Raw genomic sequence first — 20,547 nt, forward strand, 5'->3', positions numbered from 1 at the left:
AATGGAGAGCCACACCATGAGCGCGACATCGGTTAACTGGACACTGGCTCTGCCGGAAATCGCACTGGCGCTGGCTGGGCTGGTCATTCTCGTTTTTGGTGTGCTTCAGCGAGAGGGAAAGGGGATTGTCTCCTGCACCATGCTGACCGTGGCCGCTTTTATTGGTTGCGCTGCGCTGGTTGTGGTATCCCCTGATGGCGTGGCTTATGCAGGCACATTTGTGAATGACGGCTTTGCCCGCTTCATGAAGATCCTCGCGTTGCTGGGTGGCGTGGTGGCTCTTGTGCTGACACTCAGCTACCGCACGAATGACCGTGTGCCGCTGCCGTTTGAAACCGCCGTGCTGATCCTGTTTTCAACACTGGGCGCATTGATCATGGCGTCTTCCGCCAACCTGATGACGTTGTTTGTCGGGCTGGAATTGTCCTCGCTCTCTATTTACATTCTATGCGCGCTGGAACGGGATGATGTGACCTCCTCCGAGGCCGGGCTGAAATATTTCGTTCTGGGCTCTCTGGCGTCCGGGCTGCTGCTGTATGGTATGTCTCTGGTGTATGGATATGCCGGGACCATGGCCTATACGGGCCTGATTGCCGCAATTCAGCAGGCAGGCGCTCTGCCGTCCGGGCTGATGGTGGGCCTTGTCTTTATTATGGTCGGGCTGAGCTTCAAGCTCTCGGTCGTGCCGTTTCATATGTGGACGCCCGATGTTTATCAGGGCGCGCCCACACCCATTACGGCTTATATGGCAGGGGCTCCTAAATTCGCAGCATTCGCGCTGTTCCTGCGTGTGATGAGCGGCCCGTTCGGCACCATGGCACCGCGCTGGCAAATCCTGATTGAAGCTTTGTCCATTCTCTCCATGGTGTATGGCGCATTTGCGGCCATTCCGCAGACCAACATTAAGCGGCTGATGGCCTATTCCTCTATCGGCCACATGGGCTATGCGCTCATGGGGCTGGCGGCGGCGTCCACCAACGGTGTGCGGGCGACGCTGGTTTATCTGGCGGCTTATCTGGTGATGAATGCCGGGGTGTTTGCTGTCATTACCGCTATGCGGCGCAAGGGGCGGGAAGTTACCTCTTTGTCTGATCTCGCTGGTCTTGGCCGGACAGACCCCGGTCTGGCGGCGGCATTGGCGATCTTCATGTTCAGCATGGTCGGAGCCCCCCCGCTGGCCGGTTTCTTCGGGAAGCTGATGGTTTTTGCCGCCGCATGGCAATCTGGCCTTTACGTTCTGGTCGTGATCGGGGCAGTCTCCAGCGTTGTTGGTGCGTATTATTATCTGCGGGTGGTGAAGGTGATGTATTTTGATGCCGCTTCGGAGGCGCTGGACCGGCCCGCGCGCAGCCTGCTGTTTGTTTCAGGGAGCATGGGGCTGGCGACGGTCTTCTTCATTCTTGCCCTCGGCCCGCTAATGGCCATGGCCCGTCAGGCGGCTCTGGCTCTTGGCGGATGAGTGAGCGCCATACGGCGTGGCGACTGGAATGTTATGAGGAACTGACGTCAACATCCGATGTCTGTCTAGAGCGGGCTCGTGGTGGCGAAGCGCACGGGCTAGCGCTTCTGGCTCTGCGCCAGACAAAAGGCCGGGGCAGCCGGGGCCGCAACTGGGCCAATGCCGGGCAGAGCCTCGCCTTTTCCGTTTTGCTGGATGCAAAACAAGCCGGGCAGGACGCCTTGGGCGGCTGGCCTTTTGTCGCCTCTTTAGCGTTTTTTGAAGGACTGGCGACCAGCGTTCCCGCAGCGCGGGACCGGCTGATGATCAAATGGCCGAATGATATTCTGCTGGATGGCCAGAAACTTGGCGGTATCCTCATTGAGCGGGAGGGGCCTATGCTGGTGATCGGCATGGGGGCCAATCTCAGCCAACCCCCGCAGCAAGAGCAGATTGGCCGGATCGCCGCCTCTCTGGGGCAATGTGGGCCGGTGCCGCCGCCTGCCGAGGTGGCGCGGGCCATTCTTGCACAACTGACGCATTGGTGTAGCGTCTGGCGGGAGGGTGGTTTTGCCGTTTTATGCGTAGAATGGCGGAAACGGGCACATCCTGTTGGCACGCCTCTTGTGGTAAACGGCGGGACTACTTATGAAAAGGGCCAGTTTGCAGGGCTTGCCGATGATGGACGGCTTCTGCTTGACACGGAACAGGGTATGAAAACGATCGCAACAGGGGATATCCTGCTGGCAGAACAGGGGGCTGACGTTGCTTCTCGTCATTGATGCGGGCAACACCAATGTCGTGTTTGCCGTGCATGATGGCGAAAAATGGCGGGGTGTCTGGCGCATTACCATGCAGGCCCAGCGTACGTCTGACGAATATGCGGTCTGGCTTCTGGCCCTGCTGAAAATGCAGGGGATTGCGGCGGATGATATTGAAGGCGCTGTGATTGGCACAGTGGTGCCCGCAGCCCTCTACCATCTGCGCACTCTGTGCCGCCAGTGGTTTGCGGTTGAACCCCTTCTGGCCTCCGCCCATCTGGACTGGGGATTTTCCATTAAAATGGATAATCCGGATGAAGTTGGCGTGGACCGCCTGTTAAACGGCCTTGCATCACACCATCTGTATGGTGGCCCGCTGGTGGTGATTGATTTCGGAACGGCCACAACCTTTGATGTGGTGGATGCGGAAGGCAGTTATTGCGGGGGTGTGATCGCACCGGGCATCAACCTCTCAGTTGAGGCTCTGCATCAGGCAGCCGCACGGCTGCCACGGATAGGAATTGGGCGCCCGGCGGTAGACTCCGTTATCGGGCGTAATACAGTAGCCGCCATGCGGTCAGGCGTGTTCTGGGGTTATGTGGGTTTGATCGAGGGGATCGTCGAGAGGATCAGGCAGGAAGTCGGGCAGACCATGAAGGTGCTCGCAACTGGCGGTCTGGCTCCGCTCTTCTCGGAAGGAACAACCGTGTTTGATCACGTGGATTCAATGCTGACCCTTAACGGGCTGCGGATATTGGCGGGGCGGAATCCCTTGCCGCGTCTCACAATCGAAAAAGATTTTTTGACAGAAGGATAAGTTGACTGATGACAGAACAGAACGGCGGTCTGGCCTTTCTGCCTTTGGGTGGAACGGGCGAGATTGGCATGAATCTGAATCTCTATCGCCTTGGGGAAACTTGGCTGGCGATAGATTGCGGTATTGGCTTTAGCGGGAACGATACACCGGAAGCGGAAATTCTGGTGCCGGACCCGACTTTTATTGCCGAGCGCAAAGACAAATTGTGCGGTCTGATTATTACCCATGCTCATGAAGACCATATCGGTGCCGTAGCGCATGTCTGGCCGCTGTTGCAGTGCCCGGTCTATGTGACACCGTTTGCTGGGGCCGTGCTGCGCCGCAAGCTGGGGGAAGCCCGGCTGCTCCAGCAGGTGCCCATTCACGTTATTCCGTGCGGCGGCCGGTTTGAAGTCGGACCGTTTGATCTGGAATTCATTCCCGTCACCCATTCCGTGCCGGAAGCGCAGAGCGTTGTGCTGCGCACACCCGAAGGCATCGTGGTGCATACAGGGGACTGGAAGCTGGACCCGGACCCGCTGGTTGGCCCGCCGACAGACATCAAGCGCCTGAAGGAAGTTGGGGATGAAGGCGTTCTGGCGCTGGTGTGTGACAGCACCAATGTCATGAAGCCCGGTGCCTCCCAGTCCGAAGCCGAAGTCCGCCGCAGCATGACGGACCTCATCAGCGGGATGAAGGGGCGCATTGCCGTAACCTGCTTCGCCTCCAACGTGGCGCGTGTGGAAACCATCGCCATGGCGGCGCAAGCTGCAGGCCGTACGGTGGTGCTGGTTGGCCGCTCCCTGCGCAATCTGGATGTGGCGGCACGTGAGTGCGGGTATCTGTCCGGCGTGCTGCCGTTCCTGTCTGAGCAGGATGTGAATGATGTGCCGGACAACCAGCTTGTCATGATCATCACAGGCAGTCAGGGCGAGCCGCGCTCCGCTCTGTCCCGCATTTCTCTGGATATGCACCCGAATGTTTCCCTCGGTGAGGGCGATACGGTCATTTATTCCAGCCGCATGATTCCGGGCAACGAGCGCGCCATTATGGCCGTGCAGGATAACCTGTCCCGCCGTGGCGTTACGGTCATTACGGACCGTGAAGCGTTTGTGCATGTCTCTGGCCACGCAACGGCTGGCGATGTCAGCACCATGTATGATCTGGTCCGGCCGAAATATGCCGTGCCGGTCCATGGGGAATGGCGCCACCTGACAGCGCATGCCGCTCTGGCTCAGGAAAAGCATATTGCCCCGATCCTGCTGGAAGACGGTGACATTCTGCGTCTTGCACCGGGTAAAGTGGAAGTGGTGGATACCGCGCCCAGTGGCCGTCTGGCGCTGGATGCAGGGCGCCTGCTGCCCATGAATGGCGGTGTTCTGGCCGCCCGCCGCAAGATGCTGTTCAACGGTGTGGTGATTGCCAGCTTTGCGGTGGATGACGAAGGCTTTGTGATTGGTGAGCCGAAAGTCAGCGCCCCCGGCCTGCTGGACCCGGATGATCTGGAAAGCGTGCGCGTGCGCGAAGAATTCGCCAACGCGATTGACGTCATTCCGGATGAACTGCGGAGTGATGACCAAGCGTTCCGTGATGCCGCCAAAACGGCTCTGCGCCGTGCACTTGGCCGCAAATTGCAGAAGCGTCCTCTGGTGGATGTTCACGTTCTGCGCGTCTAACGCGCAGAACCTTACCCCGCATTCGGCAGGGTAGAAACGGCGGCTGAAAGAAGACCTGTGTGATGCGGGTTTTCTTTGTCGCCGCACTGTTTTAGAGCAGATAAAGAGTAAAATTCCAGAGTGAGGCCGCCTGTGGTCTCACCTGCCAGACAAGGCTGAGTGCATCATGCGTCTTTCGCGTAGTTTTCTTCCCACGCTTAAGGAAAACCCGGCAGAGGCGCAGATCGTCTCGCATCGTCTCATGCTGCGGGCAGGCCTTATCCGGCAGACGGCGTCCGGTATTTATGCGTGGCTACCTGCTGGCCTGAAGGTGCTGCGCAATATCAGCCAGATCGTGCGGGAAGAGCAGGACCGTATTGGTGCGCAGGAAGTGCTGATGCCCACCCTCCAGTCCGCTGATCTCTGGAAACGCTCAGGCCGGTATGACGCCTACGGCCCGGAAATGCTGCGGATTCAGGACCGGCATAAGCGCGAACTGCTGTACGGGCCGACCAATGAGGAAATGATTACCGACCTGTTCGGGCAGGCTGTGAAGTCCTACAAGGACCTGCCGCAGGTGCTGTATCATATCCAGTGGAAATTCCGTGATGAAATGCGTCCGCGGTTTGGCGTGATGCGTGGCCGCGAATTTCTGATGAAAGACGCCTACAGCTTCGATCTGGATTATGATTCTGCCGTTGCGACCTATCGCCGCATGTTGCTGGCCTACCTGCGCACGTTCCAGCGTCTGGGTGTCCGCGCTGTTCCGATGCGCGCGGATACAGGGCCGATCGGTGGGGAACTGAGCCACGAATTTCTGATTCTCGCCCCGACAGGGGAAAGCGGCGTGTTTTATGATGCCGCTCTGGAAGAGCAGGACTGGCTGGATGAACCCGTCAATGTGGAAGACCCGAAGGCGTTGGAAGCGTTCTATACCCGCGTGACCACGCCTTATGCCGCAACGGACGAAATGCACGATACCGCCGCGTGGGATGCCGTGCCGGAAGAGCGTCGTCGGGAAGGGCGTGGCGTAGAAGTCGGCCATATTTTCCATTTTGGCACCAAATACACCCAGTCCATGGATGTGGCCGTCAGCGGGCCAGAAGGCACGCCGGTTTATCCGGAAATGGGGTCTTACGGCATTGGCGTCTCCCGTCTGGCTGGCGCGATTATCGAAGCCAGCCATGATGAGGCCGGGATTATCTGGCCAGATGCCGTTGCCCCATTCCGTGCTGTGATCGTGAATCTGAAGGTGGGTGATGAAACCTGTGATGCGCTGTGCGAGCGTATCTACAACACCAACAGCGAAGCCTTCCTGTATGATGACCGGACAGACCGCGCCGGTGCAAAATTCGCGGATGCCGATCTGATGGGTCACCCGTGGCAGATCGTGGTGGGTCCGCGCAGCGCCAAGGAAGGCCGCGTGGAACTCAAGCGCCGTGCAACGGGTGAGCGCAAGGATGTGAGCGTGGAAGACGCTCTGGCTCTGGTGCTGGCAGACTGATGATGTTTGGTCCCTTCGAGCGGGCCGTGGCAGGCCGCTACCTTCGGGCACGGCGCGGAGAACGCTTTGTTTCCGTTATTGCCATTTTCTCGCTCGTGGGGATCGCCCTCGGGGTTGCGACCCTCATTATCGTCATGGCGGTGATGAACGGGTTTCAGGCTGACCTGATGGGCCGTATTCTCGGCCTGAATGGTGATCTGAGCATTTACGGCGCGGGCCGCACTATTTCCCATTACGAGGATGTGGCGGAACGGGTGCGCAAGGTGCCGGGCGTTATCAGCGCCACGCCTCTGGTGGAGGGGCAGGTCCTGCTGAGCGCAGGGTCCTACAGTGCTGGCGGGGTTGTGCATGGCATGACCCGGCAGGGGCTGCTGGATCTGAAGGGCGTCAGTTCCTCTCTGGTCGCCGGGACGCTGGATGATTTTGGCAGTGATGACTCCATTGCCATTGGCGTGACGCTGGCGGATCGCGCCGGGCTTTCCATTGGTTCACGCATCACGCTGGTCTCACCCGATGGGGCCGCTACGGCCTTCGGCACCGTGCCGCGTGTCCGGGCCTATCATGTGGTGGCCATTTTTGATGCGGGCGTGAACGACTACAATTCCAGCTACGTCTTTCTGCCAATGCATGCGGCTCAGGTCTATTTCCAGATGCCGGATAAAGTGACCCAGATTCAGATCATGGTGAAGGACGAGCAGAATATCCGCCCAACCACAATGCGTATTGTCAATGCGGTGGGGGAACCCGGTCTGCGGGTGCTGGACTGGACCAACGCCAATAACGCCTTGTTTGGCGCGGTGCAGGTGGAACAGAATGTGATGTTCCTGATCTTGGCCCTGATTATTCTGGTCGCGGCCTTCAACGTCATTTCCTCCCTGATCATGATGGTGAAGGACAAGACGGGGGATATTGCCGTGCTACGCACCATCGGGGCGAGCCGGGGGGCCATTATGCGCATCTTCCTGATGTGTGGGGCGTCTGTCGGCGTGACAGGCACCGTGGCTGGAACCCTGCTGGGTGTGGTGTTCTGCAAAAATATCGAGCGTATTCGTCAGGCCTTGCAGAAGCTGACCGGAACCAATCTTTTCAACCCGGAAGTGTATTACCTCGAACATCTGCCCGCCAAACTGGTATGGGGGCAGGTGGTGGAAGTGATTCTGTTGGCACTGAGCCTTTCCCTGCTGGCCACGCTGTATCCGTCATGGCGCGCGGCAAAAACTGATCCTGTGGAGGCGTTGCGCCATGAGTAATGTCGCCCTCAGCCTGCGTGGCGTGAAGAAAACCTACCGGAGTGGGGAAGACGGCGTTCTGCCTGTTTTGCAGGGCGTGGATTTCACCCTGCATGCGGGGGAGATTGTGGCGCTCGTTGCTCCGTCTGGCACCGGCAAATCCACCCTGCTGCATCTGGCGGGTTTGCTGGATACACCCGACGCGGGCGAGATTGAAATCTGCGGCCAACGCACGCACGGCCTGCCAGAAGTTGGGCGGACAGCGATGCGGCGGGATCAGATTGGGTTTGTCTATCAGTTCCATCATCTGCTGGCAGAATTTACCGCGCGGGAAAACGTCATGCTGCCGCAGATGATTGCGGGGGTGCGCAAGGCAGATGCCCGCCAGAGAGCGGAAAAACTGCTGGAGATGTTCGGTCTGGGCCATCGCGTTAGCCACTTGCCGGGCAAGTTGTCCGGTGGGGAGCAGCAGCGCGTGGCTATTGCGCGTGCGCTGGCCAACACTCCGTCGCTGTTGCTGGCTGATGAACCGACCGGCAACCTCGACGTGCGGACGGCGGACGCCGTGTTCTCGGAACTCATGGCGGCGGTGCGCGGGCAGGGGCTTGCCGCCCTGATTGCTACCCATAATGAGGAACTTCTGTCCCGCATGGACCGTGTGGTCACGCTGCGGGACGGGCTGATTGTTCCGCGTTAAACCCTCTGGGACACGGCCTCCGAGTGACGTAAATCGCTCGGGGTTTTGCGCCGCAGGATAACCAGATCAGGGGTTCAGGATGACACGTTCCACCGCTTTGGTCACACGGTCGGAGGTCGGTGCTGTCACGCTGGAAAACCACGCGACAGGCTGGCCTGTCCGATTTGTCAGATATTTATAGAAATTCCAGCGCGGGCGGGCCAGAAAACCACATTCCTTGTCCAGCCAGCGGAAAAGCGGAATGGTCTGCGGTCCCTTGACCGGGCTGCGCGCCGCCATGGGAAAGCTGACCCCATAGTTCCGGTGGCAAAAGGAGGCGATCTCGGCGGAGGTTCCGGGTTCCTGCGCACCAAAATCATTGCTGGGAACGCCGATAACAACCAGACCCATGCTGCGGAACTGATACCATAGGGCTTGCAGCCCCTCATATTGCGGCGTGAAACCGCATTTGGAGGCCGTGTTAACAATAAGAACAGGCCGCCCACGATAATCAGCCAGATTGATATCCCCACCTTCAAGGGCTGGGAGCGTAAAATCATAGATTGTCGTCACGGTCAGACACTCATTTCAATACAGATAGCAGGGCTTGTCTCTGCCTGTGTAGCGTAAGACAACCAGGGGAGCGAGTCGGGAGGGGAAAATGAGAAGGCGGAACATGATCCGGGGGGAAGCCTGCTGCCCTGTTCCGGGTTCTTGTCAGGCTTCCACCAGATAGTCTGCTTGAGAGGATCGAGTTCTGATTTTTATTGTTCATTATATTGAACTCGATCCCGTATTTGGAATAATGAGGGTAAGACCCCTCTTTGTCAACAAGGAAAATAAGAACCGGCATGTCCAAAGCTCATGATTCCGTGCCCGCCCTGCGCCGTGCTGTGCGCATCCTTGATCTTGTCAAAAGCACGGAGCGCCCGCCGCTTGCGGCGGATATCGCCCGCCAGCTTGAACTGCCGCGCAGCACAGTCCACGGCTTGGTGGCGGTCATGGTGGAACTGGGGCTTTTGGAAAAAACCGTCATGCAGGGGTACCGGCTGGGCACCCGCCTGATGGACTGGGCAGGCGGGATGACGGAGCAGCGGGATCTGGTGACAGAATTTTACCAGACTCTGGAGGCCTTTTCAGACCTCGCCGCCTTTACGGTCACGCTGACCGTGCTGGAAGATACGGAGGTCGTCTATATGGCGTGCCGGAACAGCGCGACGGTGCTGGGCGCGTCCTTCCGTGTCGGCATGCGTCTGCCTGCCATATTTACGGCCACAGGCAATGCCATGCTGGCAGGCATGGATGATAGTGCGTTCAGGGAATGGCTTACGCTCCATCCGGCCTCCTCATGGCCGGACCCGCTGACCCCCAACGGCATCCGCTCTGTGACCACACTGGTGCGGGAAATCGCGGATATCAGAGACCGGGGTTATGCGGTGGATGATGAGCAGATTCATGATGGCTTGTGGTGCTTTGGGGCTGGCGTGAAGGACCATTCCGGTCAGATGGTGGCCGGGGTGGGCCTTAGCCTGCCGCAGACGGAACTGGGCCGTTATGATGTCCGAGAACTTGGGTTTATGGCGGAGAGATTGGCGCAGGCACTTTCGCGCCGGTTGGGGTATCGTCCTGCGCAAGCCGAGTCTGTGTGATCTGGTTTGAAAAGGAATCTTATGCCGCGTTTACGTTTGCTGTCTGCTGCGCCTGCCGTTGTCAGGCATTTCGTGCCGAGCTTGTGTCTTGGTTTTATGCTGGCAGGCGGTTCTGCCCCCGTGGCTTGGGCTGAGGCCACCATCCCGCAGACAGTGGTGCAATACCGGATTTACGCACATGGCTTCAAGGTAATGGATCTTCAGGCGTCCTACCGCCTGAGCGATGCGCAGTACGGGGTTGCTGCGCATGTCAAGACAGGCGGTTTTCTGGGCCTGTTCGTAAAAACCAATTTGCAGATCAGCGCACAGGGCAGCTTTAACGGACAGACTGCGGAACCCGCTCTTTATGACAGTGTGGGCTGGTCCCGTGAGCGGAATCGGCATGTCTCCCTGACGTATCGGGATCATGTGCCGGACGTAACGCGACTTGACCCGCCGGAAACAGACCGCGAACCTGTGCCGGATGCCGATAAAAAAGGGGCGATTGATACGCTCGCAGCGTTGATGAACCTATTACATCAAGTGCGCACCACGCAGAGCTGTGGCGGGCACGCCAAGATGTTTGACGGGATGCGCCTAAGCACCCTGTCCATGCATTCCGCCGGGCTACAGCGTATTCCCTCCGGCGGTCCACGAGAGTGGGGCGAGGATGCGCTGCGGTGTGATTTCGTGGTGCAGCAGACAGAGGGCTTCAAGTTCAACAGCCCGAACAGCAAATTGCGCAACCCGCAACCGGGGCGGGCGTGGTTTGAAAAAATCGGCGATGCGGGTTTTGTGGTGGTCAGAGTTGAGATTGATCACCCGAAGATGGGCCGAATCACCATCATTCTTGATGGCCCGCCACAGCAGAAAACCTGACGACGCCTTTATAAGCGAAAAGCCGCGTTTCTCTAAACGGAGTGTCAGGCGCATTTTCCGCGCCTGACCATGAGAGCGCCTGACTGAACCTCTTATTCGACCGTTACTGACTTTGCGAGATTGCGCGGCTGGTCCACATCCGTGCCTTTCAGCACGGCCACCTCATACGCCAGCATCTGCACCGGGATGGTTTGCAGGATAGGGGCCACAAAATCATGCACATGAGGCAGCACAACCATATGTTCCGCAATGGCGGACACGCGCTCAGCCCCTTTGGTATCGGTAAAGATCAGCAAGCGGCCACCACGCGCTTTGGCTTCCTGCAAATTAGACAGCGTTTTATCAAACAGCGGCGTAAAGGGTGCGCTGGCAACAATCGGCACTGTTCTGTCGATCAGGGAAATCGGCCCGTGCTTCATCTCACCCGCGGCATAGGCTTCCGCGTGGATGTAAGTGATTTCCTTGAGTTTCAGCGCACCTTCCATCGCAACAGGGAACATGCTGCCCCGGCCCAGATAGAGCACATCCCGCGCTTCCACCACCACTTGCGCCATACGGCGGATGGCCTCAGCCTGCGCAAAGACTTCCGCGGCGCGGCTTGGCAGGTCCAGTAGGGCGGACACCAGTGCGTCTTCACCGTGCTCGTCCAGCGTGCCACGCGCCCGGGCGGTTGCGATAGTCAGGCAGGCGAGTACCGTCAGTTGCGCGGTAAAGGCTTTGGTGGAGGCTACGGAAATTTCCGGCCCGGCCACGGTGCCCAGCACAACGTCACTCTCACGCGCCATGGTGCTGTGCTCGACGTTGAGCACGGAGAGAATATGCACGGCTTTCTCACGCAGGCTGCGCAGAGCCGCGAGGGTGTCCGCCGTCTCGCCAGACTGAGAGATCAGCAAGCCGAGAGACCCGGCATCCAGCGGCGGATTGCGGTAGCGCATCTCACTGGCGACATCGATATCCACCGGCAGACGGGCAATGCCTTCCAGCCAGTAGCGGCCAATCATGCCTGCATAAAAGGCGGACCCACAGGCTGTGATGACCGCGCGCGGCACAGAAGCCAGATCAAACGGCATCTCCGGCAGCGTGACGCGGCGGCTGGCCGGGTCCACCATGCGCTGAAGCGTCTGGCCGATGACCAGCGGATGCTCGTGCAGTTCCTTTTCCATGTAATGACGATAGCCGTCCTTACCGATGGACCCGGCGGCCAGAGCCGTTGTCTGCTCCTTGCGGAACACAGGTGTGCCGTCAAACGTCATGAACTCGGCCCCTGCGGGTGAAATCACCACGCAGTCCCCGTCTTCCATGTAGGTAATGCGCCGGGTGAGCGGGGCGAGGGCAAGGGAGTCGGAGCCGAGGAACATTTCCCCATCGCCATAGCCCACAGCCAGCGGGGCACTGTGGCATGCGCCAATCATCAGGCCTTCATGGCCCGCGAAAATCATGGCAACGGCATAAGCGCCTTCAAGGCGATTGAGTGTTTTGAGGGCTGCGTCTTTGGGGGTAAAGCCTTGTGTCAGATAATAGTCCACCATCAGGGCGATGGTTTCACTGTCCGTTTCCGTCTGGCAAACCTGACCGACAGCACTCAGTTCGCGCCGCAGCGCCTCGAAGTTTTCAATAATGCCGTTATGGACAATCGCGACGCGCTCTGTGCCATGCGGATGCGCGTTGCAGGCGGTCGGTGCTCCATGCGTGGCCCAGCGTGTGTGACCAATGCCGGTCGTGCCTGCCAGCGGTTGCTCTTCCAGTAGGCGGCCCAGATTATCCAGCTTGCCTGCGGCCCGGCGGCGTTCAACCCGCCCATCGACCAACGTGGCAATCCCGGCGGAATCATAACCGCGATATTCCAGCCGCCGTAGACCTTCAAAAACAATCGGGGTTGCGTGTCGTAGGCCGACAACGCCGCATATGCCACACATCAGCCGTTTTCCTTTCTGGCTTTCAGAGTTTCCTTGAAGCGCTTACCCAACTCAGGCTTGTTCTCCTGCCGGGGGCGGCCAAAAGCCATGGCATCGTCCGGCACGTCTTTGGTAATCACGCTGCCCGCAGCAATCAGCGCATTGGTGCCGATGCTGACAGGGGCGACCAGAATAGCGTTGGAGCCGACAAAAACCCGGTCACCAATAATGGTTTTATGCTTGAAGAACCCGTCATAGTTACAGGTAATGGTGCCAGCCCCGATGTTGGAGCGTGCGCCAATGGTGGCATCGCCCAGATAGGTCAGGTGGTTGGCTTTGGCACCATCACCCAGCGTGGTGTTTTTCACCTCGACAAAATTACCTACACGCGCGCCGGTCCCGAGACTGGTGCCAGAGCGCAGGCGGGCATAGGGGCCAACAATGGCGTCCGTTCCCACAGTACAGCCTTCCAAATGGCTGAATGATCGGATTTCAGCCCCACTCTCCACCGTTACACCGGGACCAAATACGACGTGAGGTTCTACCAGCACGTCAGGCGCCAGTGTGGTGTCCGCACAGAAGAAAACCGTTTCCGGTGCAACCAGTGTGACCCCATTTTCCATGGCTTTCTGTCGTAGGCGGGTTTGTAGGGCGGCCTCCGCCTCGGCCAGTTCCATGCGGGAATTGATCCCCCGCAGTTCGTCTTCCGCAGCTTCCACGGCATGCACACGCACACCGTCGGCCACCGCGCAATCCACCACATCCGTCAGATAGAATTCGCCCTTGGCATTGTCATTCTTCACGCTGTGCAGCCAACGGCGGAAGGTCGCGGCATCCGCGCACAGAACGCCAGCATTGCAGAGGTCAACGGCGCGTTCTTCTGGCGTGGCATCGGCCCATTCCACAATCCGCTCCACCAGCCCGTCCTGCGCAATTACGCGGCCATATCGCCCCGGTTCAGCCGGACGCATGGCGAGCAGGGCTAACCCAACCTCCGGCGCATGCCGGGCTTCCAGCAGGCGCGTCAGGGTTTCAGAGGAAATCAGCGGGTTATCGGCATAGAGAACGGCAACATCCCCCTCGCCAAAATAGGCTTCCGCCTGAAGGGCCGCGTGGGCTGTCCCTAGCCGTTCATGCTGGATGACAACGGGGTAGGGCGCGGCCAGTTCAGCCACATCACCCATTTCGGGGCCGATCACGATTACCAGCCTGTCAAAAACCTCTGCCGCGCTGGCAATCAGGTGGGCCAGCATAGGCCTGCCTGCTAGGCGCTGCATGGCCTTGGGGCGAGAGGATTTCATACGGGTGCCAAGCCCGGCAGCAAGCAGGACGGCAGTAGCGGGGCGGGATGCGGAAGGAGACGTCATAATCCACTTGCGGTAAGCCAAGCTCAAGCATGTGTCAAACGTCTGTCCAGAGAAAGACGTTATATGTGTATCATAAAACTTTTCCAAAATTTACGGAAGGATAACAGCAGATGGTGCAGTCAGGATTGGCGGTGTTTGATATGGACGGAACCTTGCTCGACTCCTTGCCGGATATTGCCGACTGTGTCCGGGAAATTCTGGCGTCCCACAGCCTGCCGCCGGTAACGGACGCCGTTGTGCGCGGCATGATTGGCAATGGGGTGCAGGCACTGGTGACGCAGTTGATTCGGGTGACTGACCCGGAGGGACACACCGGCATGACCCCGGAAGAGACTGTCACGCAGTTTCTCAGCCTGTACACACCGCGCGCCACACGGCTTTCCCGCCTGTTTCCCGGCACGGAAGGCGCATTAGAGACGCTACGCGCACAGGGGTGGACGCTCGCGGTCTGTACCAACAAGCCCGAAGCTGCCGCGCGGCACATTTTGGACGCGTTTAAATTGACCCCGCTTTTCGCCAGCATCGGGGGCGGGGACAGCTTTCCTGTCAGAAAACCCGACCCTGCGCACCTGCTGGGAACAATTGCACAGGCCGGGGGGCACCCCGCGTCCACTGTGATGATTGGGGATATGATGCCTGATCTTCTGGCGGCAAAAGGCGCTCGGACACAGTCCCTGTTCGCCGCATGGGGCTACGGAGACCCGACGTTTGCGGAACAGGCAAGCGCCAGTGCCGCCTCCATGGCGGACGTGCCGGGGAAAGTGGCTGCTCTGCTGGCGTGATGCGCTGTTTTTACTTGGGACGCGGCGAGATCAGGCTGTGAGGGTGGCCAGTCTGTGCAGGGCAGCGTTGCCCGCGCGGGTAAAGGCATCTTCACTGAAATGGTTCAGAACATAAGCGCGGCCTGCCTGACCCATCTTGGCAAGTTGTTCCGGTTGAGCAAGAGCGCTTGCGAGGGCTGAGGCCAGTGCGTCCGGGTCTTTGGGCGGAACGGTCCAGCCGGTCTCTCCATTGCGGATGGAGTGGGTCAACTCTCCCACCGCAGAGGTAATCACGGGTAGCCCGGCCTGCATAGCTTCATGCGCTCCCATACAGAAGCCTTCCCAGTGGGATGGCTGGAGATAAAGGTGCTGAGCTGCCAGAAACGCCCCCGTGTTCTCACAAAAGCCGGGGAGGGAGATGTGCTCCTGCAACCCGTTCTCCCGAATCAGGGCTTCCAGAGCCGGGCGTTCCTCACCTTCTCCGGCCACAGTCAGATGGAAAGGCGGAAGCCGCTGTTCCTGCTTCAGTCGGGCGAGGGCGAGACAAAGCGTGTCAAACCCTTTGACAGGATGCAGTCGTCCCAAAGACCCAAGACGGACCGGCTCTCCCTGTTGCCATGGGCGAGCCTGAAGGGCATTGGCCCGCGCATGGAAAATCGGCCAGCACAGCAGGCGGTCAGCCGGGATATCAAGTTGCTGGCGGGTGACGTCCGTCACGTATTGCGAATCTCCAACCCAGAGGCAGGAGGCATTGCGTCGCAGGCGGAGCAGTGTGCCATTCGGTGGGCGAAGCCGCGCGGAATGCTGCCAACTGGCAACCGGGAGGCCCTGCATCTGGCCGACAATCTGGCCCAGCAGAGTCGCGCGCGTCAGAGAGGTCCATAAATGCGTGGGCTGCCATAAAGCCATCTGGCGTTTGAGCCAGAGCAGTGCGGCAAGATGATCTTTGCGACCACCCTCGCGGACCCGGACATCCAACTCGGCTTCCTGCATGGGTTTAATGGCCCGGCCGTCCCGTCGCGTTAGCGCGAAAATAGCCACCTCATGCCCTGCATCGCGGAATACGCGTGTAATGGCTGGCACCGGGAAGGCCGCGCCACCGCCTTCGGTTGAATTGATGATGTAGGCAATACGCATGGCAGGTTCAGGGGCTTGCCGTGGTTTCTGCGGCAATCAGCTTTTCTGTCAACTCCAGATCGGCTGGCTTATCAACATCCACAGCAGCCCTGCCGTCTGAAAGCAGTACTAGTTCAGCCGTCGTGCCGCTCAGTGCGCCAATACGGGCACACAGCGCGGCGCGAGTTAGTGTCTTGCACACAGCGCGCAGCAAAATGCCGGGGCCAAGCAGCCATGCTATTCGGAGCGGGTGTTTGCGGTTTTTTTCAACATGCTGCCAGAGTTCGGCAACTTTCAAGGACGCGGGCGTGCGGAAGAGGAACAGATTGCACCCGGAAAACGCCATATCGGCCAGCCGGATAAAGGTGCGACGTGTGCCGGGCACATCCCGCAAAACAACCGCTTCGGGTGCGACTGCGGCTGCAACGTCCGCCTGAGGGCTGCAATGGTCCAGAAATTCCGTAATCCATGCTGGGCGTAGTAACGCGTTATCGGCTGTTGTCACCAGAAGCGGCGTGCCCATCTGCGCAAGCCCGGCCAGCACACTGGCGCTCGGGCCGCTTGGGCTGGCGGGGAGAATATCAATGCCGGAGGGTAACAACCCGGCCAGAACATCCGGGTTATCAATACAGACAGCAATGCGCCCGATAGCGGGTGTGGCCTGAAGCGCCTGAATAACCCGCAGAATCATGGGCGTTCCGGCCACGGGTAAAATGGCTTTGTGAGAAACGCCGCTGGCCTGCGCCATGGGGTCTGGCGCGCCGGGGCGCGTACCTGCCAGAATAAGGGCGGATAGCGCCCCGTGTGTCGTGGTCATGCAGCGGTTCGGGTGTTATCGCGCATTAGCTTGGCTTCGGGCCGAGCGCCATCGGGCCGGTCACGCGGGGGGGAGCCTGTCAGGTCCATTACCCACGGATAATGGTCTGCTTCCTTCACGTCATAGCCCAGATTAAACACCGTCGGGCTACGCGGCCGGGCCTTGGCATCCTGATAGTAGCTGCCAAAAATACGGTCCACCACAAAGCTGGTAATGCCGAAGTTACCATCTTCATCATGGAAGTGATGCAGCACATGCCGCGCTTTCATGCGCTGGATCCATGCCGAGCGCGGCTTGTAGTTCAGATGCTGGATGCAGTGGAAAAACTCATAAATGCAGGTAATGGCGACACCGGTGCCAAAAGCCGTTGCCGCAGCACCCCAGCCCCCAATCAGATAGCCGATGGGGAGCGTAATGGCGCCGATGGTCGGCAATGTGGTGACAGGCGCGCCAAACAGAACATCCAGCAGATGCGGGTCCTGATGATGGTCAAAATGGATGCGCTTCCACAAAGAGGCGGTCCATTTCATTTTATAAAGTGTGCGCCCGTGCAGAACGTAGCGATGCAGCAGATACCAAGCCAGCGGATACACCAGAATCACAGCAACAATGGAAACCAGAGTCGGCCCCCATCCCGCAAAGAACCATGTTGCGGCGGTCACACTGGCAATAACCAGCGCAAAATATAGCAGGATGGTCGGGTATGTCAGATAGGCGATCCACAATTGGCGAAGGTTCATCTTGCCAAGATCAAAACTCCGGCCTGTGCGGATGGTCGCATTATTCAGAGTGCCGCTCATTTTGCCTCGTTCCTCAGGAGCGCTGTGACTGCTCCCAGGGTGAAAATGATCAACCCGGGAATGGTGGCAACGGGTGGAGGGAGCAAGCCCGCATTGCCCATGGCCCGTAGCAGCCCTTGCGCGATAATAAAGAGCAGACCGGCTCCCAGACACCAGACCGGGACCCAACTGCGTGTGCCTGTTCGGGGTGGAATATAGATTACCGGCATGGCAAGCAACAATAATACCATCATGGCCGCCGGGCGTAGGAAGCGTTCCAGCAACCCCGCCTGCAGGAATCCGGGGCTGGAATCGGATGGCAGCCGCCCCCGCAACATGCCGATAATGGTGCCGGAAGAGAGCGGCGGGTTCTCGGCGGAAAGACGGATGAAGTCCCATGGATGCAGACTGGTCTGCCAGATGGTCTCATCCTCTGGTGGCAACCTGTCTGTCTTGTTCCCGTCTATCTGAATGCGGTGAATGGTGCGCATCTGCCAGCCACGGGCATGGGTATAATCGGCGCGGTCAGCATGCAGGGCTTCCTGCAACAGGCCGTCAGGTGTGCGGGTATAAAGGTCAAGGCCGGAGAGCATATTGCCGCCATCGGCAACATACTGGACACGGCCAATATGACCGCCTTCATGAAACCAGAAGGCATGGCCGTTTTCCGGGTGTGGGTCCGTCCGGTTCCACCATGCGGCCAGAGCCTGTTCCGATCGTGGGGTGACCTGATCATCCAGCACCACACCCATCACGCCAATAAGCAACGTTGCGGGAATGAGCCGTTTGTATAGCCCCCACATGGAAAGCCCGGAGGCTTGCAGAATGGCCATCTCGCTGGCGAGCGTCATTTGCGAAAGCATGAGGAGCGCGCCAATCAGCACACTCAGCGGCAGGGCACCCGCCACCAGAAATGGCAGCCGCATGCCCGCATAGGTCAGAATACCCGTAACGCCGAGATGCCGCTGCAAAATGGGTGTGGTCTGTTCCAGCAGAGCCAGAATTTCCATCAGCCCCACCAGAATGGCGCAACTGAACATAACGCGGCCGAACAGCATCCCGGACAGGTAGCGCAGCAGAACATGGGTCGGGGCGGTGGACTGCGTTTTCACGGCAGGGCTTTCTGACTGTTTTGTGCGCCGGTATTTTGTACGCTGGTGTTCCGCTTGCTGCTCCACCGGGCTTTGAGGGTCTGGAAGGTGCCGGATTTATACAGCAGCAGCACAGAACTCATCACGACAAAGACAAGCGCTGGCCCCCAGATAATCAGCAGCGACGCTTTTTTTGTGGCGACCATGCTGTGCCCGAACTGGAGCATATGGTCGAACCCCACCATAATGATAAAGGCCAGAACCAGCCCCGCGCTGTTGCGCTGCCGTTTGCGCATGATGGCAAGAGCCGCCGCTAGTGCTGGAATAAAGGGAATGGTCAGGCTGCGCGCCAGCCGGAAATGCACTTCTGAGCGCATGTGCGGGCGGGAAATGGATGGGTCCTGATGGATCAGGCGGCTAACCAGTTCAAGAGAGGTGAGTTCACGCTCATCCTCGCCACGTTCACGGAAGGGCGCGATATGGTTGGCGCGCGTCAGCAGGCGTGTCGCATGGTTAAAGGTGGTGAGCGTCGGCACGCCTTTTCCTGTGTCGGTCAGGATGGTGCCATCTTCCAGATCAATCTCCACGGCGGAGCTGTCTGATGCCAGACGGATATGTCCGTGCTTTGCCGTAATATCGCGTTCCTGATGGTCAGACGTATCGCGGATAAATACATCATGCAGGTCTGACCCACCTTGTGTGACGTTATCGGCCACAATCGTGAGCGTGGAAGAGGGGCTGGCAAACATGTTGGATTGCAGCCGGGGTGCCCAGCCCGTGTGGCTGGCCGTGTAAAATGTTGCCCGGAAATCATACCGCGCATGGGGCTGCACAAAGCCGTAAAGCAGGAATGTCGTGAAACTCAGTAACGCTCCCAGTAGAATGTACGGGCGGGTAATCCGCACCAGAGAAACGCCGCTGCTGGTAATGGCATCAATCTCTTCATTCTGGCTCATACGCCGGATAATGGAAAACACACCAACGCAGAGGGCCGCAGGGATGGCCAGCCCGAGGTAATGCGGCAGCAGCGTGGTCAGCAGTTCCACAAACACGCCCAGATGGTTGTTCCCTGCAGCAAGCAGATTGAACAGGACCAGCAGGCGCTCAAGCAGGAGTGCTGCCATCACCACAGAAAGGGCAACCAGAAACGGAGGGATGAGCTGCGCAGTCAGATAGCGGTCTAGAGTACTTGGAGTGAAGAACGCTTGCAGTCGGCGCAGCAGGGGCGAGTTCGGCATGAGAGGTCTCATAGCCGCATTGACGGGGAAAGGCGATGGGGCGTGAAGCTGCGTGTCACGCCATCCCGCATGGTGCCGTCTGGCCCAAGTTCCCGCCGCAGAACGGTAATGTCCCAGTGTTCGACCTGTGGCGTTACAGCAATAGCGTTCCAACCGGCTGTGGTGTCCGCGTCGCCAGCTTTATGCGAGGCCGATGTTGTGCCGATAACCGGAATATCCGTGCGTGGAATGCAGGCGAGAGTCGCACGATGGGAATGGCCGTGCAGGACCAGCTCCGCCCCTGTTTCCTGCAAAATGCTCTGAAACAGGTGGAGATCGTCCATGCCTTTGCGGCGGCTGACCAGTTTGGCCACAGGTGGATGGTGGAGCAGCACCACGCGACACAACCCGTCTTGACCTGTTTTGTGGAGAAGAGTGCGTAGCCTCTCGCCTTGCATAGCCCCCATGCGGCCAGAAGCAAAAAAAGGACGGGTCGGGACAGCCGTGTTCACACCAATCAGCGCGATGTGGTTTTTCACCAGCAGAGAGGGGAAGGCGGCATCTGTCTTTAGCCACTCTGCCCACAAGGCTGCTTTCCCGGTAGCGTTCTGGCGGATCAGCGCATCATGATTCCCCGGCACCAGAAGGGTAGGGGGGAGAGCCTGTTCTTCCAGCCAGTCGCGGGCGCGGCGAAATTCAGAGCGTAGACCAAGGTTGGTCAGATCACCCGTCAATGCCATCAACTCGGGGTGAAACTGGCGGATATCCTCCATAATGCGTGCCAGAGGAGCTGCTTTATGCAGATGGCGGCGTTTTAATGTCCATGACAGCAGACTGAGGAGGCGCTTGAAGCGAATTTCATCCCACGCCGGGAATTCCGCCAGTGGCAGATGGGGGTCGGACAGGTGCGCAATCTGAAAAGAAGGCAAGACGGAGTG

The 20,547-nt window shown here is 59.0% G+C and carries 19 protein-coding genes; 10 read left to right on the forward strand and 9 right to left on the reverse strand.

The features are described 5' to 3' along the window. The first annotated feature begins 16 nt into the window (after nt 1–16). The 7 genes from nuoN (at nt 17) to AD949_RS04345 (ending at nt 8,080) form a co-directional block, all read left to right on the forward strand. Entirely contained in the window at nt 17–1,459 is a 1,443-nt protein-coding gene (gene nuoN, locus AD949_RS04315; protein WP_048834912.1) for an NADH-quinone oxidoreductase subunit NuoN, read from the forward strand. Further along, nucleotides 1,456–2,220 carry a biotin--[acetyl-CoA-carboxylase] ligase gene (locus tag AD949_RS04320; RefSeq protein WP_048834913.1) on the forward strand — a complete coding sequence of 255 codons (765 nt, stop codon included), beginning with the start codon at nt 1,456–1,458 and terminating at the stop codon, nt 2,218–2,220. The genes nuoN and AD949_RS04320 overlap by 4 nt, the downstream gene beginning before the upstream one ends. Continuing rightward, nucleotides 2,204–3,016, forward strand: a complete 813-nt coding sequence (locus tag AD949_RS04325) for a type III pantothenate kinase (RefSeq protein WP_048834914.1) — start codon at nt 2,204–2,206, stop codon at nt 3,014–3,016. The genes AD949_RS04320 and AD949_RS04325 overlap by 17 nt, the downstream gene beginning before the upstream one ends. An 8-nt stretch (nt 3,017–3,024) precedes the next feature. Further along, nucleotides 3,025–4,671, forward strand: coding sequence for a ribonuclease J (locus tag AD949_RS04330; RefSeq protein ID WP_048834915.1), 1,647 nt, complete (start codon nt 3,025–3,027; stop codon nt 4,669–4,671). A gap of 166 nt (nt 4,672–4,837) precedes the next feature. Further along, a complete protein-coding gene (gene proS, locus AD949_RS04335; RefSeq protein WP_048834916.1) occupies nt 4,838–6,154 on the forward strand; it encodes a proline--tRNA ligase in 1,317 nt (438 codons plus the stop codon). 2 nt (nt 6,155–6,156) lie between these two features. Next, nucleotides 6,157–7,404 carry a lipoprotein-releasing ABC transporter permease subunit gene (locus tag AD949_RS04340; protein ID WP_048834934.1) on the forward strand — a complete coding sequence of 416 codons (1,248 nt, stop codon included), beginning with the start codon at nt 6,157–6,159 and terminating at the stop codon, nt 7,402–7,404. Continuing rightward, nucleotides 7,397–8,080 (forward strand): ABC transporter ATP-binding protein, encoded by a 684-nt coding sequence (locus AD949_RS04345; protein ID WP_048834917.1) that lies wholly within the window; start codon nt 7,397–7,399, stop codon nt 8,078–8,080. Before AD949_RS04340 ends, AD949_RS04345 begins: the two co-directional genes overlap by 8 nt. Nucleotides 8,081–8,146: 66 nt before the next feature. On the opposite strand, the gene AD949_RS04350 is transcribed toward AD949_RS04345, so the two are convergent. Further along, nucleotides 8,147–8,638, reverse strand: coding sequence for a glutathione peroxidase (locus tag AD949_RS04350; RefSeq protein ID WP_371277378.1), 492 nt, complete (start codon nt 8,636–8,638; stop codon nt 8,147–8,149). Between the two features lie 272 nt (nt 8,639–8,910). On the opposite strand from AD949_RS04350, the gene AD949_RS04355 reads away from it, so the two are divergent. Continuing rightward, nucleotides 8,911–9,708, forward strand: coding sequence for an IclR family transcriptional regulator (locus tag AD949_RS04355; RefSeq protein ID WP_048834919.1), 798 nt, complete (start codon nt 8,911–8,913; stop codon nt 9,706–9,708). Between the two features lie 21 nt (nt 9,709–9,729). Further along, nucleotides 9,730–10,566 carry a DUF3108 domain-containing protein gene (locus AD949_RS04360; RefSeq protein WP_048834920.1) on the forward strand — a complete coding sequence of 279 codons (837 nt, stop codon included), beginning with the start codon at nt 9,730–9,732 and terminating at the stop codon, nt 10,564–10,566. Nucleotides 10,567–10,658: 92 nt separating this feature from the next. Here AD949_RS04360 and glmS read toward each other — a convergent pair whose 3' ends face one another. Further along, complete coding sequence (gene glmS, locus AD949_RS04365; protein ID WP_048834921.1) at nt 10,659–12,482, reverse strand: glutamine--fructose-6-phosphate transaminase (isomerizing); 1,824 nt, start codon at nt 12,480–12,482, stop codon at nt 10,659–10,661. Continuing rightward, nucleotides 12,482–13,828, reverse strand: coding sequence for a bifunctional UDP-N-acetylglucosamine diphosphorylase/glucosamine-1-phosphate N-acetyltransferase GlmU (gene glmU / locus AD949_RS04370; protein WP_048834935.1), 1,347 nt, complete (start codon nt 13,826–13,828; stop codon nt 12,482–12,484). The genes glmS and glmU overlap by 1 nt, the downstream gene beginning before the upstream one ends. Nucleotides 13,829–13,938: 110 nt before the next feature. Here glmU and AD949_RS04375 point away from each other — a divergent pair, with 110 nt between their 5' ends. After that, nucleotides 13,939–14,610, forward strand: a complete 672-nt coding sequence (locus tag AD949_RS04375) for an HAD family hydrolase (protein WP_048834922.1) — start codon at nt 13,939–13,941, stop codon at nt 14,608–14,610. Between the two features lie 30 nt (nt 14,611–14,640). Here AD949_RS04375 and AD949_RS04380 read toward each other — a convergent pair whose 3' ends face one another. From AD949_RS04380 to AD949_RS04405, 6 genes are read right to left on the reverse strand one after another with little or no spacing between them, the layout of a single operon-like run. Next, nucleotides 14,641–15,726, reverse strand: a complete 1,086-nt coding sequence (locus AD949_RS04380) for a glycosyltransferase family 4 protein (protein ID WP_048834923.1) — start codon at nt 15,724–15,726, stop codon at nt 14,641–14,643. Between the two features lie 7 nt (nt 15,727–15,733). Continuing rightward, on the reverse strand, nt 15,734–16,522 hold the full coding sequence (locus AD949_RS04385; RefSeq protein WP_048834924.1) for a nucleotidyltransferase family protein: 789 nt from the start codon (nt 16,520–16,522) through the stop codon (nt 15,734–15,736). Continuing rightward, nucleotides 16,519–17,322, reverse strand: a complete 804-nt coding sequence (locus tag AD949_RS04390) for a sterol desaturase family protein (protein WP_048834925.1) — start codon at nt 17,320–17,322, stop codon at nt 16,519–16,521. Before AD949_RS04390 ends, AD949_RS04385 begins: the two co-directional genes overlap by 4 nt. Then, on the reverse strand, nt 17,319–18,413 hold the full coding sequence (locus AD949_RS04395; RefSeq protein ID WP_174766772.1) for an LptF/LptG family permease: 1,095 nt from the start codon (nt 18,411–18,413) through the stop codon (nt 17,319–17,321). Before AD949_RS04395 ends, AD949_RS04390 begins: the two co-directional genes overlap by 4 nt. Further along, nucleotides 18,410–19,642 carry an LptF/LptG family permease gene (locus AD949_RS04400; protein ID WP_052944509.1) on the reverse strand — a complete coding sequence of 411 codons (1,233 nt, stop codon included), beginning with the start codon at nt 19,640–19,642 and terminating at the stop codon, nt 18,410–18,412. Before AD949_RS04400 ends, AD949_RS04395 begins: the two co-directional genes overlap by 4 nt. After that, nucleotides 19,639–20,538 carry a metallophosphoesterase family protein gene (locus tag AD949_RS04405; RefSeq protein ID WP_244463281.1) on the reverse strand — a complete coding sequence of 300 codons (900 nt, stop codon included), beginning with the start codon at nt 20,536–20,538 and terminating at the stop codon, nt 19,639–19,641. The genes AD949_RS04400 and AD949_RS04405 overlap by 4 nt, the downstream gene beginning before the upstream one ends. Nucleotides 20,539–20,547 lie beyond the last annotated feature (9 nt).

The sequence above is a fragment of the Acetobacter orleanensis genome, from assembly GCF_001581005.1.
GTDB classification, from domain to species: domain Bacteria; phylum Pseudomonadota; class Alphaproteobacteria; order Acetobacterales; family Acetobacteraceae; genus Acetobacter; species Acetobacter orleanensis.

Bases quoted from the DNA above. Each gene is read 5' to 3' on its own strand.
- nuoN (WP_048834912.1), top strand. From the start codon at position 17: ATGAGCGCGACATCGGTTAACTGGACACTGGCTCTGCCGGAAATCGCA.
- AD949_RS04345 (WP_048834917.1), top strand. From the start codon at position 7,397: ATGAGTAATGTCGCCCTCAGCCTGCGTGGCGTGAAGAAAACCTACCGG.
- proS (WP_048834916.1), top strand. From the start codon at position 4,838: ATGCGTCTTTCGCGTAGTTTTCTTCCCACGCTTAAGGAAAACCCGGCA.
- AD949_RS04340 (WP_048834934.1), top strand. From the start codon at position 6,157: ATGTTTGGTCCCTTCGAGCGGGCCGTGGCAGGCCGCTACCTTCGGGCA.
- AD949_RS04330 (WP_048834915.1), top strand. From the start codon at position 3,025: ATGACAGAACAGAACGGCGGTCTGGCCTTTCTGCCTTTGGGTGGAACG.
- glmU (WP_048834935.1), bottom strand. From the start codon at position 13,828: ATGACGTCTCCTTCCGCATCCCGCCCCGCTACTGCCGTCCTGCTTGCT.
- AD949_RS04380 (WP_048834923.1), bottom strand. From the start codon at position 15,726: ATGCGTATTGCCTACATCATCAATTCAACCGAAGGCGGTGGCGCGGCC.
- AD949_RS04355 (WP_048834919.1), top strand. From the start codon at position 8,911: ATGTCCAAAGCTCATGATTCCGTGCCCGCCCTGCGCCGTGCTGTGCGC.
- AD949_RS04360 (WP_048834920.1), top strand. From the start codon at position 9,730: ATGCCGCGTTTACGTTTGCTGTCTGCTGCGCCTGCCGTTGTCAGGCAT.
- AD949_RS04320 (WP_048834913.1), top strand. From the start codon at position 1,456: ATGAGTGAGCGCCATACGGCGTGGCGACTGGAATGTTATGAGGAACTG.
- AD949_RS04400 (WP_052944509.1), bottom strand. From the start codon at position 19,642: ATGAGACCTCTCATGCCGAACTCGCCCCTGCTGCGCCGACTGCAAGCG.
- AD949_RS04390 (WP_048834925.1), bottom strand. From the start codon at position 17,322: ATGAGCGGCACTCTGAATAATGCGACCATCCGCACAGGCCGGAGTTTT.
- AD949_RS04385 (WP_048834924.1), bottom strand. From the start codon at position 16,522: ATGACCACGACACACGGGGCGCTATCCGCCCTTATTCTGGCAGGTACG.
- AD949_RS04375 (WP_048834922.1), top strand. From the start codon at position 13,939: ATGGTGCAGTCAGGATTGGCGGTGTTTGATATGGACGGAACCTTGCTC.
- glmS (WP_048834921.1), bottom strand. From the start codon at position 12,482: ATGTGTGGCATATGCGGCGTTGTCGGCCTACGACACGCAACCCCGATT.